This window comes from Enterovibrio paralichthyis, from assembly GCF_019209835.1.
Lineage (GTDB): Bacteria > Pseudomonadota > Gammaproteobacteria > Enterobacterales > Vibrionaceae > Enterovibrio > Enterovibrio paralichthyis.
The window spans coordinates 83,068-98,933 of record NZ_JAHUTS010000014.1; the positions used below are offsets into that span (position 1 = coordinate 83,068).

Consider the following 15,866-nt stretch of genomic DNA (forward strand, 5'->3'; position numbering starts at 1 on the left):
GCTACATCACCCGTACCGGACTAGTGAAACACGATAGGGTCAACGGTTCCCTGATTGGTCGGCAGCGCCAGCAACAACCAGAAATCGAGATCTGTTTCTGTGCATTTGCCCGGCTCAACAAGGACAACTCCCTTACAACGCTTTCCGCCAGGCTGCTCAAGCAAGGCACCCGGACGGCGTAACGCTTCAGAAAGGCATTCTTCGCCGACAACAAAATGGAGTCCGGAATCATCAACAATGCTGAATAATCGGCCATGTTGGTAAAAATAGACTCGCTCGTTATCAACTTCTTCACGAATCCCCGAGACACCCATTAGCGCCTTACGCACGGACTCCGACAATTCAAGTCCTGTCACTTTCATTTTGTGTCACCGTCTATGTTATCTTTTCCACCAATATAGAGACGGATTCGGGTCTGTTAAGAAGCGTATGGGATATTCGGTCTAAAACCGTAAAAAAGGATGACAGACTTATGTATCTTCCGTCGATAAAGGACTCATTCATCGACTATTTTGCTTGAAAAAGTATCACCCGCGAGTATGACTATCATCCCAAAGTGACATTTCACGTTAGACAGACTCAAATCATTTAAGTGACAACCGCTTCAGGTTGATCCCACACACATTTCGTTTTTTTTGCTTGCCCCTGTTCATTAACTCTGCACTACGCTTTAACAGTGAGATAAATTTCTCAATAAGTTACCGCAAAAAATATCGCTACCCGTCATTCCTACCAAGGAGGTTGCTAAGCCAATAAGACATTTCCCCCTTCGCTTCGTATATACCGCTAGCTAGTCAAAAGGAGAGACTGTATGAAAGGGCTTTTTTGGTTTAGACATGATTTACGTATTGCAGACAACCCTGCGCTCGTCGCCCTCTCCCGGCGTTGCAACAAAGCCCTGATGGTATATGTGATTGACCCGGACTGGTTCCGTCCTACCAATCACCACTCCAAACATCTCGGCCGTTTCCGCGAAGAATTCCTTTACCAATCCCTGCGCGCCTTAGAGCGGGAACTGAAAAAGCGTAAGCAACGTTTAGTGGTTAAAGTGGGTAACCCACTGGTAGTGATCCCAGAGCTATGCAAAAAGCACCAGATTGATTTAGTCTCTGTGACCGATCACCCCGGCGTGTATGAACGCCAACAGGTGGCTTACCTGATGCGAACCCTGCCCTGTGAAGTCAGTGTCAGTGAAAGCTTTACCCTCTATCTGCAAAGCCAACTCAATTTTGATAAAACCACCCTTCCCCCCACCTTCAGCCAGTTCAGAAAGCATATTGAGAGGAAAAATATCCTGCCATGCATTCCCATCAGCGCGCCGGACAGCCTACCCGCGTTTATTGATGAACGGCGGGATCTATGGGGTGGACAGGAGTTTGTTTACGACCTCTCCCCCTACCATGGCGGGGAAGATGCCGGTTCAGTCCAGCTGAACCAGTTCTTTTGGAAAACCTATGGACTGAAAAACTACAAACAGACTCGCAACGGGTTCGACGGCTGGCAGTTCTCGTCCCGCCTCTCGGCGTGGCTGGCGAATGGCTCGCTCTCACCACGCATCGTGGCGGCAGAATTGGATAATGTGGAATACCGCCACGGACGCTCCGAATCCACGGAAGCCATGTTTGCCGAACTACTGTGGCGCGAATACTTCCAGTGGATGATGCATTGCCACGGCGCCAAAATGTTTGCCTTCGGCGGGATCAAAGACAAACGCCCCCTCACCACGTACTACAGCGAGCACTACAAAGCCTGGGAACAGGGCACCACCGAGTTTCCTATCGTTAACGCCTGCATGCGTCAGCTAAACCAAACCGGGTATATGTCTAACCGCGGCAGACAAATTGTGGCGAGCTGCTTAGTGAACGAATTGGGTGTCGACTGGCGATTTGGTGCAGCTTACTTCGAACAGCAACTGATCGATTTCGATGTCGCGGCCAACTACGGCAACTGGCAGTACCTGGCAGGTGTCGGCGCAGACCCGCGCGGCCAGCGTCACTTCAACCTGGAAAAACAGGCGAAAGAGTACGATCCCGATGGCACCTTCGTTGAACGCTGGGCGAACGCCAGCGCGTCAGAAAGTCTGCTGAAATACTAAATATAAAGGTTCCAACAAACCCGTTACCCCATTAAGCGGACTTGTTGGAACCTTGCTTTTTCTTTCCCGCTTTTCATCAATCTGTGGCACACAGCCCATGTTCATCATTAATCCAGATCATGTTCTCCGCTCACATTGAAACTGGCGACAGGGGTCGGTAAAAAAGAATGGATACCAACAATTACCCATCCTTATTAATGTCAGAGGCAAACATGTCAGTTCAGGAAATCGACTTCCCGGCCGGTACCAGCATCAATGGCAAAGAAATAAACCCCCACTTCAAAGACGCCTTCGAAGTGGTGGTCAGCAAACCCAACTTAGATGCGAAGTACGTCTATCACGCCATTTTTGGCTTTATTCCCACACCGGTTCGATGGGCTTTAAATTTAAGAAATTCAATAGTAAAGTGGTTTGGATTCTCCGCGGCCAACGTCGAAATGTCGCTGCCACTGGAAGAAATTGAAAGTGGAAAACAAGCAGGATTTTTGACCATTGAATTGGTAACCCAAAACGAAGTGGTTTGCGGTGCCTATGAGGCGAACATGGATATGTGGCTCTCTGTTTTTAGGCAATCCGACAACACTTTTTGCGTTTCAACACTGGTCAATTTGAAAACCCGGTCAGGGGTTATCTACATGGCGCTGATTAAACCTTTTCACAAGATTGTCGCCAAATACTGTATTCGACAGGCGATCAAAGCAGGACGGATTTAATTCACCGTCAAACAATAACGGCACTGAGGTAAGGCGCGATAATGCTAAATCTTGAAAACACCGGACTGATCGTTGTAGATATCCAAGGAAAACTGGCAAAGCGGGTAGCAGACAGTGAAGCGACGATTTCTCATTGCCAAAAGCTCATTAAAGGCGCTAAAGCCCTTGGTTTGCCAATCGTCTGGGTAGAACAAAACCCCGAAAAGCTGGGTGATACCGCCCCTGAAATCGCCGAACTGCTCGAAGACATCAAGCCTATCGCCAAATTTACCTTCAATGCTGGCGAAGAACCCGACTTCATGGAAGCTATCAACCAAACCGGCCGACAATCCTGGCTGGTCTGCGGCATCGAAGCCCATATCTGCGTTTACCAAACTACCGCACACCTTCATCAAAACGGCTTCGATCTTCATCTTGTTACCGACTGCATCGCCTCCCGAGCTGCTACTAACAAAGAACTCGCCATCGCCAAGATGATGCAAATGGGCATATCAGTCACAGGGCTGGAGATGTGCCTGTATGAATTGGTGAAAGATTGTCGAAAACCTGAGTTTAAAGATGTGTTGGGGTTGGTGAGATAATTTAGCGGGCTGATTAATTACTCACCGAAATGCTCCGCTTTTGATCCCTTCCCATTTTCAAGGGGAAGGACAAAAGCCCATACCCTCCGCGCCTTTTCATCCCAACTTTTCATTCCAATCAGCCCAATATCTCAATAATCCTGTCTGCAATCCTGCGCGACAAAATCATCCCGGTATGGGTTAGCGGGAAAACTTCGTGGCTGGCCATGCCGGTGATCTTGGTTTCAACAATCAACACGGTGCCATCGGAAGGTTCGCCATTGTTAACCAGTACCCTAGCTGGGCCGATGGCCATGTCTCCGGCGAGGCTGTAAAGCGTGACGTTATCCGGCCAGCTAGGCTCGTTTTCCGGGAGTAGGAACTTGCAGGAGTCCTGAAACATTAACTCCCCTAGCCCGATTTTGCGGAAAAACGCGGCGACTTCGGAGCCTTGGTGCGGCGTACCAAGGGTAATGACTGGCTCTACAAAGCGTGACATTTCGCTGCCTGCTTCCAGATATACACGGGTGATCACGCCACCCATGGAGTGCGCCACTATTGCGGTGGGCTGTGCGTCGATAAAGGCATCCATTTCCGCGAACAGGGTATCCAAATCCGGAAAGACGGTGTTGTATGACAGATTCAGCACGTCATGCCCGGCCTCTTGCAGTCGGTTTCTGAGTGGGATCAACGCAATCCCGTGCATGTACAAGCCGTGCAATAGAATGATTTTCATACGTAACCCAGCCTTCCTCTTGGTCTTTAAGCTTTATTCCCATCATAAACCAACATCAAGTTTTGAAATTGAGACGCCGCAGACAAGCTCTTGATAAGTATTTTTATCGAGGCGATTGCATTTGCTGTCGCCGCTATACCAAGGAGAAATGAATGCAATTCAAAGCACCTTTTGTCTTTGCGTATTTTTGTTCCCTGCTGGCCTTCTCTGCCGCCGCGACTGTTGAAGATTCACCTGAGCAACAGGCGCTTGATGCGCGCACTGAGCAGATCCAAAACACGCTCTCCGACATTCAGGACGAGACGGCGAAAAATTTAGATGTTGCCCAACAAAATGCAGATGCACTCGATGATGACGCTTCCACAGAAGCCCCCTACATCAAGGCTGATTATTCAGGAGAAAATCAATGAAAAACTATCGTTCAGTTGCTGTTGCCTCTTTTTGCTCCATGCTCGCATTTTCAGCTTATGCCTCCACTGAAGGCTCTATCAGCCAACAAGCGGAGCAGGTAACCACGCAAACCGTTGAACAGGCCAAAGATCTGGCGGCCGAAGTCAAAGCGGACGTAGAGGAGATGATTGTTGTCGCGGAAGAAAACCTCGAAGAGATGAATAAAAACGCCAAGGAAGCGATGGCGAGTGAGCAAGCGGATGTCACCAACCTGACTGAAGAACAGGCGAAGGATGCCCAAGAGCAGCTGGCTGAAGACAAAGCTGAAATGGAAGAAGAGGTCAAACAGGCCGTAAGCAACTAACCCGCATTCGGACAATAAAAAAGAGCGGCTTTTTAAGCCGCTCTTTCTGTTTGGTTCTTTCGTCCTGATTAGAAAATCAGGTGAGCAACGCCCGCGATAACTGGCAGCGTGACCAGAGTACGCAGCAGGAAGATCAGCGCCAGTTCCCACAGTTTCACTGGGATTTTAGAACCCAGCAGCAGAGCACCTACTTCAGACATGTAAATCAGCTGGGTAACAGACAAAGTTGCTACTACAAAACGGGTCATCTCGTTGTCGATGTTCGCCGCCAGTACCGCTGGGATGAACATGTCCGCAATGCCCACCAGCATGGTTTCAGATGCTGCTACCGCTTCAGGGACGTGCAGCAGTTCCAGCAGTGGAACGAATGGCATGCCCAGAATGGTGAAGATTGGTGTGTATTCAGCGACGATCAGCGCCGTTGTACCGATAGCCATTACCACTGGCAGTACGCCGAATACCATGTCTGCTGCGTTTTCCAGGCCTTCTTTCAGCACATCGCTCAGTGAACGGATGTGAGAAGCACGGTTCAGGGCAGATTTTACGCCGTAAGAGAACAGCGTCTCGCCTTCTGGCAGTGCTTCGCTTTCCAGTACTTTCTCTTCGCCGTTAACCAGGGTGTTTTTCTTCCAGCAAAGTGGCGGAAGACGCGGAACCACAACCGCCGCAACAAAGCCGGCCAGACATACGGTCAGGTAGAAAGGCACGAACATGTGCTCAAGGCCAACTTGCGCAATCACCACCAGACTGAAGCTGATAGAAACCACAGAGAAGGTTGTACCTACGATAGCCGCTTCACGTTCGGTGTAGTAGCCCTGCTCGTATTGCTTGCTCGACATCAGGATTGCCACTGAACCGTCACCCAGCCATGAGCTTGCACAGTCAACCGCGGAACGGCCTGGCAGACCAAACAGTGGACGCATAATGCGGGTCATAAAGGTACCGATCAGTTCCAGCAGGCCGAAGTTAGTCAGCAATGGCAGGAACAGGCCAGCAAATACGAATACAGAAAGCAGTGTCGGCAGCAGATCAGCCAGTACGAAGCCACCGGTTGCACCGCCGGTAACGTGCTCTGGACCAAAACCGAAGAATGCCATCAAGACAAAGGTTGCACCCAATAAACGCACTGTCAGCCAAACTGGAGAAGCTAAAAAGAGACCTGACAGGAATTTTGATTCAGTCACAAAGCGTGGCTTAGTCGCCAGTGCCATCACAGAACCCACCGCGCTGATCATAATGATGCTTGTCACCACCACAGTGGCACTGTCACCCAGCGCACCCAGCAGAGATTTCGCCAGCACAGCGATAGGAATAGTAAAACCGCCGTTGGTCACCACAGGGGTCATAAACAGCAATACACCCAGCAAAGATGGGATTAAGAACATCAACAGATTCCGTGTTGATGATGTCGTAGTGTTAAGTTGTTCGGTTTTCTGCATGGCAAGACTTCCTGAGCAATGCGATAACGCTGGGGTTAAAGACGAAATATATATTCACAATATGTGACTAATTGAGCGCAAGATTAAATCAAGCGTATTTTGATGTAAACAATAAATAGTCATTTATTTTGAATAATTTCGTCAAAGTCGATTAATTGACCACTTTGCAATCGATATCTGTTCGTTTTTAACTCATTAACGGTTAAATAATTGTAAAATATATTACGTCGACAATATAAAAAACGCCCCATTTATGGGGCGTTATTCACCGGACTTCTGTGATTCACATAAGTGAATAATTATCCAATCTTTCGGTCTATGCGTGCATATTCGGAGAGTATCCATGCACCGAAGCTGTCCATGAGGTCAACAACCGCACGTTTTTTCACCCGCTTTCTCTCGACGAGGTAAAAAAGTCGCTCTATTTCCAGTGACTTATCCGGATAGTGGGCAAGGAAGGCCTCAGAAGCCGACACCAGATCATGCGCCCATTTCTGCTCTTTGTACGCGACCAGACCGAAGCTGGCGTTTATTAGCTTTTCCGCGGCATCCTGCGCGGCATCCAACTGGGTTCCCCACTTGGTAGCCAGCGCGATTTTCTGGCGCAATTCGCGCATCCTCGGTGCCAGATCATCATTCATGGCTTTTGACACTTCCCAGCTCACTTCGAAGTGGCCGAAGCTGCGTGCCAGGTTGTCGCCACTAAGGCAGACCGCGCAATGTTTGATGAAAAAACCCCAGCGGAAAATGTTGGCGAGGTTGGTGGCATCTTTCAGCGGTACGACATCAATCTGTACCCTTTTTACCGCATCGCTGGACTGCTCAATACGGAATTTCACCGTATTGAGGGCTGAAAACTCCTGCACCGCGAGTGCCCGTGTGGTCACCAGCGTCAACGGCAAGTCTTCTACCTCTCCTGCTTTCCGGTGGGCAATCACGCCTGAGAGATAGACGCTGTGCAGCACATCGCCCAATACGCCCTTCAACTGGCGCAATGCGGTGGCGATAGGTTCAACAAATGTGGGTTGAAAAGGTTGTTCGTTGTCCAACTCTGGCAACAGGCCGCCCCTGGGCTTGTTCTGGTACAAAGAAAGTCCTTATGTTTAGGGAAGTCGTGCAATGTCATCATTTTAAAGGCACATCTCTGCTACAACCAGTTTTATGCACCATTGTTGCCGCTTGGGATTGGGAAAAGTCACTTGGCGTGGTCTAATACTGAAAATCTTATCATTCCGGTGAAACACTGATGGAAAACGCACTACTTTCAATCGACGAAACCCTAGAAACCGCATTCGATATCTTCTTCGAAATGGCGGAAGACAACTTGGAATATGATGATTTGCAAGCCTACCAGGCACGCTTTGATGAAGAAGGCGCAGCCGTGGCTGTTGATGCAGCGGAAGATTGGGAAGGTCACGTTGGTTTTGATGTAGACCGTGACAGCTTTGTGGAAGTCCAGATTGGCCTGACTCAGGGCGATGCGCTGGAAGACGTACTGGCACGTATGCTGATCAGCCGAATTCCTGACGAAAAGTTCTGCCACATTCTTTGGAAACGTGCAGCTTAAGCCATTGTTTCAATGATGAAAAGGCCAGCAATTTTGCTGGCCTTTTCTGTTTTTAGAAGTGATATTCTTTTGATGCGTCGTAGTCACGCGGAAGCTGGTGCGCAATCCCCTTATGACAGTCGATACAAGTCTGCCCGGCTTCTTCTGCCTTATCGTGAACATTGGCCGCCACAGATTTCTGCACACTGAAGTCCATGTATTCAAAGTTGTGGCAGTTACGGCATTCCTGTGAATCGTTAGCCTTCATACGATTCCATTCACGGGTTGCCATTTCCAGACGGTGATCTTCAAACTTCTGCGCAGTATCCACTTTGCCAAAGGCTTTGGCGTAAAGCTCTTTACTCGCCTGAATTTTACGGATCATCTTAGGCCCCCACTCCTTCGGCACGTGACAGTCCGGACAGGTTGCCCTTACGCCACTGCGGTTGGTGTAGTGAATGGTGCCCACATATTCCTGATACACGTTTTCACGCATTTCATGGCAACCGATACAGAACTCTTCGCGGTTGGTCATCTCCATGCCGGTGTTGAAACCGCCCCAGAAAATGATCCCCGCGATAAAGCCGATGGTCAGCACCGCACCTATTGCCAAACCACTTGGCGTTTTGAACCATGTCCAGAGCTTGGTGATGAATCCTGGTAATTTCATCATCGCCTCCTACTGACCAAACTTACCGGCCGGTGTGAAGTCATTTTCAATCAGTACTTCTGCCTGTGCTTGCGGCACATGGCATTGCAGGCAGAAATAACGACGCGGAGAAACCTCTGTCAGCACTTTGCCATCGCGATCCATAAAGTGTGTCGGGCTGACGCGGGGCGCACCGGTTTTGCGGTAAACGTCCACGTCATGACATTGCAGACACGCATTGTTTGACTGGTTTACCTGATAACCATCAACCGAATGCGGGATCATCGGCGGCTGGTTAACATAGTTCAGGCTGAATTTATCCTGATTCTTCGGTACATTTTTGATGGTTGGTGCATCATTGGTATCACCGATTTCGGTGCCACCACGCAGTGATTCCACTTCTACAATTGTTTCTTCTGTCACTGTTGCTGCAATGGCGGCAGCGCTGCCCAGCATTAGCGCGAGCAATAGAGAAACCGCTTTTCTACTCTTCATTTTCGGCTCCAATTCTTGTCCTGAATTCCAAAACCTGTTCGGCACATACATCGATACAACGACCACAGCTGATGCAGTCCTTGTCCAAAACCCTTCTGTCACCCGCCTTTAACGGCTGACGCAATACTTGTGGCTCGGGGCACACATTGAAACAGTCCATACATTTGGTGCAGGCTTCGCGCTTCACCGCTTTTATGCGGATTAGGCTTTTTGAACCAATCAGGCCGTAAGCCGCGCCCAGTGGGCATAAATGTCCACACCAGCCATGCTCAACCAACACCAAATCCATCACAAACACACAGACCACCAGCCAGATACCCGCGCCAAATCCGAAGATAAGGCCGCGCTGTAAGGTGTTTACCGGATCAAGCCATGTCCACACCAAGGTGCCGGAAAGTGCACTGCCAACCACAATTGCCGCAAGTAGCCAGTACCGCAGTGAATTGTTCCAGTTGAAGCTAACTTTCATGCCAAGTTTGCGTCGAAGCCAGGCAGCCAAATCGGTGACCATGTTCATCGGGCAGACCCAGCTGCAAAACGCGCGCGGGGCAATCAGTGCATATAAGCCAACCACCACCGCCAGACCAATCAGGGCTGAAGGCTGAAGCCAGTGACCGCTCGCCAGTGTTTGCGCAGCAATCAGTGGGTCAGTGAAAGGCACCACATCAAACAGCACACTGCCGGAGAGGTTGCCTTTAAACAGCCATACATCCCAAAACGGGCCCGACCAAAACGCCAGCAATACGGAAAGCTGAGTCAACCGGCGCAAAATGAGAAAGCGGTGTGCTTTCCACCAACCCAGTTGGGCAACCGCGGCTTTGCCTGCGTCTTTCGCCAGATGCTTCGCCATTACAATCCCTCCCCCGGTTTACGGGCAGGAAGTGTGAGATTGCGAGGAACCAAGGCTTCGCCGTTATTGGCTTCCTGTTCTTCCCAACCTAGACGGTAGTGCTTGCCAAGTTGCCCGCGGGCAAGTTCAGTTGGCACCACTTTAATGGCGGTTTCATCCAGCACACAGGCATGTTCACACAGCCCACAGCCGGTGCATTTATCCGCGTTGACCATCGGGATCAGCTTGGCATGTACGCCGGTGCGTCGGTTATGCATAGGTTCCAGCGTGATGGCTTCATCAATCATGGGGCAGACGCGGTAACAGACGTCACAGCGAAGCCCTTGCCAGTTGAGGCAGTTTTCATGATCGATAAGCACTGCTGTTCCCATTTTTGCCTGGGTAATGTCAGTCAATGCCGGATCCAGCGCACCGGATGGGCACGCTTTCACGCAGGGAATGTCCTCACACATCTCACAGGGCACGGCTCTCGCGTCAAAGTAAGGCGTTCCTGCCGCAACTGGAGACAGTAAGGTGGCCAGTTTCAATGTGTCATAAGGGCAGTCACGCACACACAAACCACAGCGGATACAAGCATTCAGAAACTCAGGCTCATCCAACGCGCCCGGTGGACGAATTGGCACCCCCGAATTGGCCTGGCTCTGTTTGGATTGCAAGCCCAACACGGTCACTGCAATGCCCGCACCAGCCGCCGTCCTTGCCGCATCCCGAAGGAAACGGCGTCGGCTGTTGCTGGTTGGCACATTGCGCTCCGGCGAGTTTGTCTGCTTGTTACTGCTATTCGTCATTTGCGGACTGCCTACCCGTTACGCCTTCATGACCTTGACCGCACACTTCTTGTAGTCGGTCTCTTTTGACAGCGGATCGGTTGCATCCAGGGTCAGCTTGTTCACCAGCTGACCGGCGTCAAAGAACGGCATGAAGACCAACCCTTGTGGTACGCGGTTGCGGCCACGGGTTTCAACGTGAGAGATCACCTCGCCACGGCGGGACATCACTTTCACGGCATCACCACGGCGCAGGCCACGCTTCTTCGCATCCAGTGGGTGCATAAACACCACAGCATCCGGAAATGCTTTGTACAGCTCAGGGACACGGCGGGTCATGGTGCCGGTGTGCCAGTGTTCAAGCACACGGCCGGTGGAGAGCCAAAGGTCAAAGTCTTCATCCGGGGATTCTGCTGCGGGCTCGTAAGGCAGAGCAAAAATCACCGCTTTCTTGTCCGGTTTACCGTAGAAGGCAAAACCTTCGCCCGCGTTAACGTATGGGTCGTGACCTTCTGCGTAACGCCAAAGGGTTTCTTTACCATCGACAACCGGCCAGCGAAGACCACGCGCCTGGTGGTACATTTCGAACGGTGCCAGATCGTGCGCTTTACCGCGGCCAAACGAGGCATACTCTTCGAACAGGCCTTTCTGGATGTAGAAGCCTGCTGCGCGTGCATCGTCATTCAGGCGATCTTCCGGCACTTCATCAAGGCTGTACTGGTTAACCTGACCGTTCGCATACAGAATGTCGAACAGGGTCTTGTCTGCCACTTCCGGTTGCTTGGCAACCAGTTCAGCCGGCCATACATCAGCGACCTTGATGCGCTTGGACAGTTCAACCAACTGCCACAGGTCAGATTTCGCTTCGCCCGGCGCTTTCACTTGCTGGTACCAGAACTGGGTACGGCGCTCAGCGTTTCCGTATGCACCCTCTTTTTCCACCCACATTGCAGTCGGCAGGATCAGGTCAGCAGCCATCGCAGTGACAGTTGGGTACGGGTCAGAGCAGATAACGAAGTTGCGTGGATCGCGGTAACCCGGCAGACGCTCTTCATTGATGTTCGGGCCAGCCTGCATGTTGTTGTTACACATTACCCAGTAGACGTTCAGTTTGCCGTCTTTGAGCATGCGGTCTTGCAGCACGGCGTGGTAACCCGGTTTTGGCGGAATGGTGCCTTCTGGGAGTTTCCAGATTTTCTCTGCCATTGCGCGGTGTTTAGGGTTGTTTACCACCATGTCTGCTGGCAGACGGTGCGCAAACGTACCCACTTCACGTGCAGTACCACAGGCTGATGGCTGACCCGTCAGGGAGAATGGGCCACAACCTGGCTTGGAGATTTTTCCGGTCAACAGGTGAATGTTGTAAACCAGGTTATTCGCCCACACACCACGGGTGTGTTGGTTGAAGCCCATGGTCCAGTAAGACACCACGTTCACGTTCGGATCGGCATACAGTTCCGCCAGTGCGATCAGCTGGTCTTCCGGTACGCCGGAAAGCTTGGACACAGACTCAACATCATAATCCGCAACGAACGTGGCAAAGCTGTCGAAATCAATCGGATCGGAATTGCCGCTACCGGCATTTTTCGCTGCTTTTTCCAGAGGATGCGTAGGACGCAGGCCGTAACCGATATCGGTCACCCCTTTGCGGAAGTTCACATGCTTGGCAATAAAGTCTTTGTTTACTTTATTGTTTTGGATGATGTAGTTGGCGATGAAGTTCAGGATCGCCAGGTCGGTTTGCGGCGTGAAGATAATGCCGTTGTCAGCCAGTTCGAAACTGCGGTGTTCAAAGGTTGATAGAACGGCAACTTTAACATGCGGTGCAGACAAGCGACGGTCAGCAAGGCGCGACCACAGGATTGGGTGCATCTCAGCCATGTTCGAGCCCCACAGCACGAACGCGTCGGCTTTCTCGAGGTCATCGTAACAACCCATTGGCTCATCCATACCGAATGTACGCATGAAACCCACAACCGCAGACGCCATACAGTGGCGCGCGTTCGGGTCGATGTTGTTGGTCAACAGGCCTGCCTTCATCAGTTTGGCAGCCGCGTAACCTTCCCACACTGTCCACTGGCCAGAGCCAAACATACCCACCGTAGTCGGCCCGTTGGTTTGAATAGCGGTAGTGAATTTCTCTGCCATCAGATCCAGCGCTTCATCCCAGCTTACCGGGGTGAACTCACCGTTCTTGTCGTAAACACCGTTGGTTTTACGCAGCAGAGGCTGAGTCAGGCGGTCTTTACCGTACATGATTTTCGGCAGGAAATAGCCTTTGATACAGTTCAGGCCGCGGTTTACCGGCGCATCAGGGTCACCCTGAGATGCCACCACACGGCCATTTTGCGTACCAACAAGGATGCCACAACCCGTACCACAGAAGCGGCATGGTGCTTTATCCCATTTTACTTTCTCATCACTGCCTGCAGCGTGGGCGATTGACGCTGGCAAAGTAATGCCTGCGGCACTCGCGGCGGCTGCAGCTGCATTCGCTTTGAGAAATTTACGACGTGTCAGGTTCATTGCCCCTCTCCTTCCATATGATGCTCAGGCTCTTCGTTCTCGACCTGATGAAATACCAGCGTTGCAGCCAAAACCCCCGGCAACGCTTTAATTTGTTCGAAAATGTCTAACAGTCCGCCACGGCTGGAGCCTTCAATAACGACCACCAGCTTTCCTGCCTCGCTGGATGCTGGCACTTCAGCGCCCGGCATCAGTTCAATGGCCGCGCGGACAATATTGGTTTGGTCAGCCGCCGTGTGAACGACAAGGCTGCTGACGTGATATTCATTCATGGCCAATTCTCTCTATGGCAATTGCATTGACCGGACATGGCGACACACATGCGCCGCACCCGGTACAGTCAGAAACAGTGATAACAGGCTGTGCGACCTTGCCCAGTTGCAGTTGGAACTTGATCGCTCCCATTTCGCAGGCATCGCTGCAGCTGCGGCATTCGACGCCTTTTTTCGCCAAACACGCATCACCAATGGCAACGTGTTGCTGCCAGGGCGTTGAGGTTTCAGGCTGAAACAAACCTTCTGGGCAGCTTTCAGCACAGGCATAGCAAAACGTGCATTCACCTTTGGTGAAATCAACCGTTGGGAAACCACCATCGCCGACAGCGATGATCTTTTCTTCGCACGCTCGGACGCAGTCACCACAGCGGGTACAACCCGAGGTGAATTGCTGCCAGCCCGCAATCCAGGGCATAGGTTGCACCCTTTCTTTGGCGGCGCTTCGAAGAAAAAAACGGCGGCGTGTATCAACCATTGCAAACCCAACATCTCTTTGCCTTTTGCGGTGTTAACGCAGTGGGCATTTACAAGTTCATAGGATCACATTAGGAAGAAGCGTTGGGGGTAGATATACCTCGAAGGGGGTAATTGGGGGGTGTTATTGCGCCAGATCAATTTCCATCACCGCTTTGGGTCACATTATGGGTTTATACTCATTCGACTTTGATCGCCAAGCCATTGCGGCAAAAGGCCAAATATGCATCAATGCTCCCCGCTCAGCGCAGAAGGAAACGGAATCACTTAAGCATGACAGCGCCTACCCATAACATCACCGTCAGACACTCCGTTATCACCATCGTTGCGCGGTCGTTGATCGGTATTCTTTCGCTCGCCGTGATCATTACCGGCTTTGCCTTGTTTACCCTTGCATCCAGTTTGAATGATGCCGCGGCTATCAACACGGCAGGCTCTTTGCGGATGCAAAGTTACCGCATTGCTTACGACATTGTTCTGGACTCGCCCCGTTACCAAAACCACATCGTCAGCTTTGAACAATCGCTCACATCTCCGGAGTTGCAAATCCTCGATAACTTTGCCGTCCCCCGTGAAATCCGAGAACGCTATCACAGCCTGCTTGAGCGCTGGGTGGTACTGCGCCCTGAACTGGAAAGCGAAGATCGCGGATTTTATGTCGAACAAGTCGCCCTGTTCGTGAATGATATCGACCGTTTTGTGTATGCGCTTCAAGAGTTTTCTGAAAACAAACTGCAGGTGCTGGCCTTGGTGGGAAGCCTGAGCCTTGGCCTTATCCTCGCGCTGGTGCTGTTTTTACTTCACTATACTCAGCGCCGGATCGTGAATCCGCTCAACTTGCTGGTCACTGCCAGCCAGCGGATCCAGAACCGGGATTTTCATATCGAACTGCCACCCAGCCGCAGCAATGAACTGGGTGTACTCTCCAACAGCTTCGCCATCATGGCGAGTGAACTGGAAGAGCTCTATTCCAACCTTGAACAGAAAATTGAATCTGAAACGCAGAAGCTGACCAAGGCAAACCGTTCGCTCAATTTGCTCTATGACTGCTCAACACTGCTGTCATCCACCTTCCTGACCCGTGAGCGCTTTGAAAAGATCCTCGACATTACCCTGAATATGGATGGTGTGGATGCCCTGTCTTTATCCGCCCATAACCCCAACCAGTCAGACTGGGAAATCACCGCAGGCGAGCCTACCAAAGCGCCATGGCATACCCTGCCGCTTATGCTGGACGGCGAATCGCTCGGCACATTGAAATGGCAAGGCGACGAAGATACTACTGACAGTGTGTTACTGACTAACCTCGCGGCTATCCTCGCCCGTGGTGTGTATTACAACCATGCGCAGAAACAGGCGATGCACCTTGCTGTAATGGAAGAACGCGCGACGCTTGCCCGTGAATTGCATGATTCCATTGCTCAGTCGCTTTCATACCTGAAAATCCAGACCAGCCTCTTGAAGCGCCATCTGAAGCAGCTCGATGCGCCGGATGCCAATGAGATCGCCGAAGAGATCAGTGACCAGCTACGCATCGCATACGACCAGTTGCGCGAGCTGTTGAATGCCTTCCGATTGTCGCTCACCCATGCCGATTTTGGCCTCGCGCTTCAGGAAATGCTCGACGCCCTGCAAAGCCAAACAGAGGCAGAAATCCGCATGGTGTCATCGCTAGATACCCTGTCTATCGATGCGCAGCGCCAGATGCATATCCTGCAAATCATCCGGGAAGCGTGTGCCAATGCCATCAAGCATGCCCATGCAAACCAGATCACCGTGAGTTGTATTCAGCACAACCACCAGGCCAGCATTGCGATTGTTGACGACGGTGTCGGTTTCTCCCTGCAAGAGGAAAAGCCAGACCACTACGGCCTCAACATTATGCAGGAGCGATCTGCTATGCTCGGAGGCGAGCTGAAGATCATTACCGCCCCTTCCGAGGGGTGTCAGGTCAGGCTGACCTTTGACCTCAACTGAATTTGGAGCA

The 15,866-nt window shown here is 51.3% G+C and carries 18 protein-coding genes; 7 read left to right on the forward strand and 11 right to left on the reverse strand.

The genetic code is table 11. From position 1 onward, the window contains the following. Positions 1-20: 20 nt before the first annotated feature. A complete protein-coding gene (locus tag KU854_RS16170; protein ID WP_255555602.1) occupies positions 21-362 on the reverse strand; it encodes a hypothetical protein in 342 nt (113 codons plus the stop codon). A gap of 449 nt (positions 363-811) precedes the next feature. On the opposite strand from KU854_RS16170, the gene KU854_RS16175 reads away from it, so the two are divergent. From KU854_RS16175 to KU854_RS16185, 3 genes are all read left to right on the forward strand, one after another. Next, a complete protein-coding gene (locus KU854_RS16175; protein WP_218359468.1) occupies positions 812-2,095 on the forward strand; it encodes a DASH family cryptochrome in 1,284 nt (427 codons plus the stop codon). 167 nt (positions 2,096-2,262) lie between these two features. Further along, complete coding sequence (locus tag KU854_RS16180; protein ID WP_255555603.1) at positions 2,263-2,808, forward strand: DUF2867 domain-containing protein; 546 nt, start codon at positions 2,263-2,265, stop codon at positions 2,806-2,808. A 41-nt stretch (positions 2,809-2,849) separates the two neighbouring features. Continuing rightward, positions 2,850-3,389 carry a hydrolase gene (locus tag KU854_RS16185; RefSeq protein ID WP_218359469.1) on the forward strand — a complete coding sequence of 180 codons (540 nt, stop codon included), beginning with the start codon at positions 2,850-2,852 and terminating at the stop codon, positions 3,387-3,389. 118 nt (positions 3,390-3,507) lie between these two features. On the opposite strand, the gene KU854_RS16190 is transcribed toward KU854_RS16185, so the two are convergent. Beyond that, positions 3,508-4,104 (reverse strand): PGAP1-like alpha/beta domain-containing protein, encoded by a 597-nt coding sequence (locus KU854_RS16190; RefSeq protein ID WP_218359470.1) that lies wholly within the window; start codon positions 4,102-4,104, stop codon positions 3,508-3,510. 152 nt (positions 4,105-4,256) lie between these two features. Here KU854_RS16190 and KU854_RS16195 point away from each other — a divergent pair, with 152 nt between their 5' ends. After that, positions 4,257-4,514, forward strand: coding sequence for a hypothetical protein (locus KU854_RS16195; protein WP_218359471.1), 258 nt, complete (start codon positions 4,257-4,259; stop codon positions 4,512-4,514). Further along, positions 4,511-4,858, forward strand: a complete 348-nt coding sequence (locus KU854_RS16200; RefSeq protein ID WP_218359472.1) for a hypothetical protein — start codon at positions 4,511-4,513, stop codon at positions 4,856-4,858. Before KU854_RS16195 ends, KU854_RS16200 begins: the two co-directional genes overlap by 4 nt. Before the next feature lie 68 nt (positions 4,859-4,926). On the opposite strand, the gene KU854_RS16205 is transcribed toward KU854_RS16200, so the two are convergent. Continuing rightward, positions 4,927-6,243: a YjiH family protein gene (locus KU854_RS16205; protein WP_218359473.1), complete on the reverse strand. Its 1,317-nt coding sequence runs from the start codon at positions 6,241-6,243 to the stop codon at positions 4,927-4,929. Between the two features lie 353 nt (positions 6,244-6,596). Next, positions 6,597-7,385 carry a hypothetical protein gene (locus tag KU854_RS16210; protein ID WP_218359474.1) on the reverse strand — a complete coding sequence of 263 codons (789 nt, stop codon included), beginning with the start codon at positions 7,383-7,385 and terminating at the stop codon, positions 6,597-6,599. Between the two features lie 158 nt (positions 7,386-7,543). Here KU854_RS16210 and KU854_RS16215 point away from each other — a divergent pair, with 158 nt between their 5' ends. Next, on the forward strand, positions 7,544-7,864 hold the full coding sequence (locus KU854_RS16215) for an HI1450 family dsDNA-mimic protein (RefSeq protein ID WP_218359475.1): 321 nt from the start codon (positions 7,544-7,546) through the stop codon (positions 7,862-7,864). Positions 7,865-7,916: 52 nt separating this feature from the next. Here KU854_RS16215 and napC read toward each other — a convergent pair whose 3' ends face one another. The 7 genes from napC to napF are packed head-to-tail and all read right to left on the reverse strand — an operon-like array spanning position 7,917 to position 13,880. Continuing rightward, positions 7,917-8,513, reverse strand: a complete 597-nt coding sequence (gene napC / locus KU854_RS16220; protein ID WP_218359476.1) for a cytochrome c-type protein NapC — start codon at positions 8,511-8,513, stop codon at positions 7,917-7,919. A gap of 9 nt (positions 8,514-8,522) precedes the next feature. Beyond that, a complete protein-coding gene (locus KU854_RS16225) occupies positions 8,523-8,987 on the reverse strand; it encodes a nitrate reductase cytochrome c-type subunit (protein ID WP_054778306.1) in 465 nt (154 codons plus the stop codon). Then, on the reverse strand, positions 8,977-9,837 hold the full coding sequence (napH, locus tag KU854_RS16230) for a quinol dehydrogenase ferredoxin subunit NapH (RefSeq protein ID WP_218359477.1): 861 nt from the start codon (positions 9,835-9,837) through the stop codon (positions 8,977-8,979). Before napH ends, KU854_RS16225 begins: the two co-directional genes overlap by 11 nt. Next, positions 9,837-10,625, reverse strand: coding sequence for a ferredoxin-type protein NapG (gene napG, locus KU854_RS16235; protein ID WP_218359478.1), 789 nt, complete (start codon positions 10,623-10,625; stop codon positions 9,837-9,839). Before napG ends, napH begins: the two co-directional genes overlap by 1 nt. Before the next feature lie 18 nt (positions 10,626-10,643). Next, on the reverse strand, positions 10,644-13,130 hold the full coding sequence (gene napA, locus KU854_RS16240) for a nitrate reductase catalytic subunit NapA (protein ID WP_218359479.1): 2,487 nt from the start codon (positions 13,128-13,130) through the stop codon (positions 10,644-10,646). After that, a complete protein-coding gene (locus tag KU854_RS16245) occupies positions 13,127-13,402 on the reverse strand; it encodes a chaperone NapD (RefSeq protein ID WP_218359480.1) in 276 nt (91 codons plus the stop codon). The genes napA and KU854_RS16245 overlap by 4 nt, the downstream gene beginning before the upstream one ends. Then, positions 13,395-13,880, reverse strand: coding sequence for a ferredoxin-type protein NapF (gene napF / locus KU854_RS16250; protein ID WP_218359481.1), 486 nt, complete (start codon positions 13,878-13,880; stop codon positions 13,395-13,397). Before napF ends, KU854_RS16245 begins: the two co-directional genes overlap by 8 nt. Before the next feature lie 272 nt (positions 13,881-14,152). Here napF and narQ point away from each other — a divergent pair, with 272 nt between their 5' ends. Beyond that, a complete protein-coding gene (narQ, locus tag KU854_RS16255) occupies positions 14,153-15,856 on the forward strand; it encodes a nitrate/nitrite two-component system sensor histidine kinase NarQ (RefSeq protein WP_218359482.1) in 1,704 nt (567 codons plus the stop codon). Positions 15,857-15,866 lie beyond the last annotated feature (10 nt).

Coding starts and splice junctions, on each gene's coding strand:
- narQ (WP_218359482.1), top strand. CDS start 14,153: ATGACAGCGCCTACCCATAACATCACCGTCAGACACTCCGTTATCACC.
- KU854_RS16215 (WP_218359475.1), top strand. CDS start 7,544: ATGGAAAACGCACTACTTTCAATCGACGAAACCCTAGAAACCGCATTC.
- KU854_RS16205 (WP_218359473.1), bottom strand. CDS start 6,243: ATGTTCTTAATCCCATCTTTGCTGGGTGTATTGCTGTTTATGACCCCT.
- KU854_RS16180 (WP_255555603.1), top strand. CDS start 2,263: ATGGATACCAACAATTACCCATCCTTATTAATGTCAGAGGCAAACATG.
- KU854_RS16185 (WP_218359469.1), top strand. CDS start 2,850: ATGCTAAATCTTGAAAACACCGGACTGATCGTTGTAGATATCCAAGGA.
- KU854_RS16195 (WP_218359471.1), top strand. CDS start 4,257: ATGCAATTCAAAGCACCTTTTGTCTTTGCGTATTTTTGTTCCCTGCTG.
- napA (WP_218359479.1), bottom strand. CDS start 13,130: ATGAACCTGACACGTCGTAAATTTCTCAAAGCGAATGCAGCTGCAGCC.
- KU854_RS16175 (WP_218359468.1), top strand. CDS start 812: ATGAAAGGGCTTTTTTGGTTTAGACATGATTTACGTATTGCAGACAAC.
- napF (WP_218359481.1), bottom strand. CDS start 13,880: ATGGTTGATACACGCCGCCGTTTTTTTCTTCGAAGCGCCGCCAAAGAA.
- napH (WP_218359477.1), bottom strand. CDS start 9,837: ATGGCGAAGCATCTGGCGAAAGACGCAGGCAAAGCCGCGGTTGCCCAA.
- napG (WP_218359478.1), bottom strand. CDS start 10,625: ATGACGAATAGCAGTAACAAGCAGACAAACTCGCCGGAGCGCAATGTG.
- KU854_RS16245 (WP_218359480.1), bottom strand. CDS start 13,402: ATGAATGAATATCACGTCAGCAGCCTTGTCGTTCACACGGCGGCTGAC.
- KU854_RS16170 (WP_255555602.1), bottom strand. CDS start 362: ATGAAAGTGACAGGACTTGAATTGTCGGAGTCCGTGCGTAAGGCGCTA.
- KU854_RS16190 (WP_218359470.1), bottom strand. CDS start 4,104: ATGAAAATCATTCTATTGCACGGCTTGTACATGCACGGGATTGCGTTG.
- KU854_RS16200 (WP_218359472.1), top strand. CDS start 4,511: ATGAAAAACTATCGTTCAGTTGCTGTTGCCTCTTTTTGCTCCATGCTC.
- napC (WP_218359476.1), bottom strand. CDS start 8,513: ATGAAATTACCAGGATTCATCACCAAGCTCTGGACATGGTTCAAAACG.
- KU854_RS16225 (WP_054778306.1), bottom strand. CDS start 8,987: ATGAAGAGTAGAAAAGCGGTTTCTCTATTGCTCGCGCTAATGCTGGGC.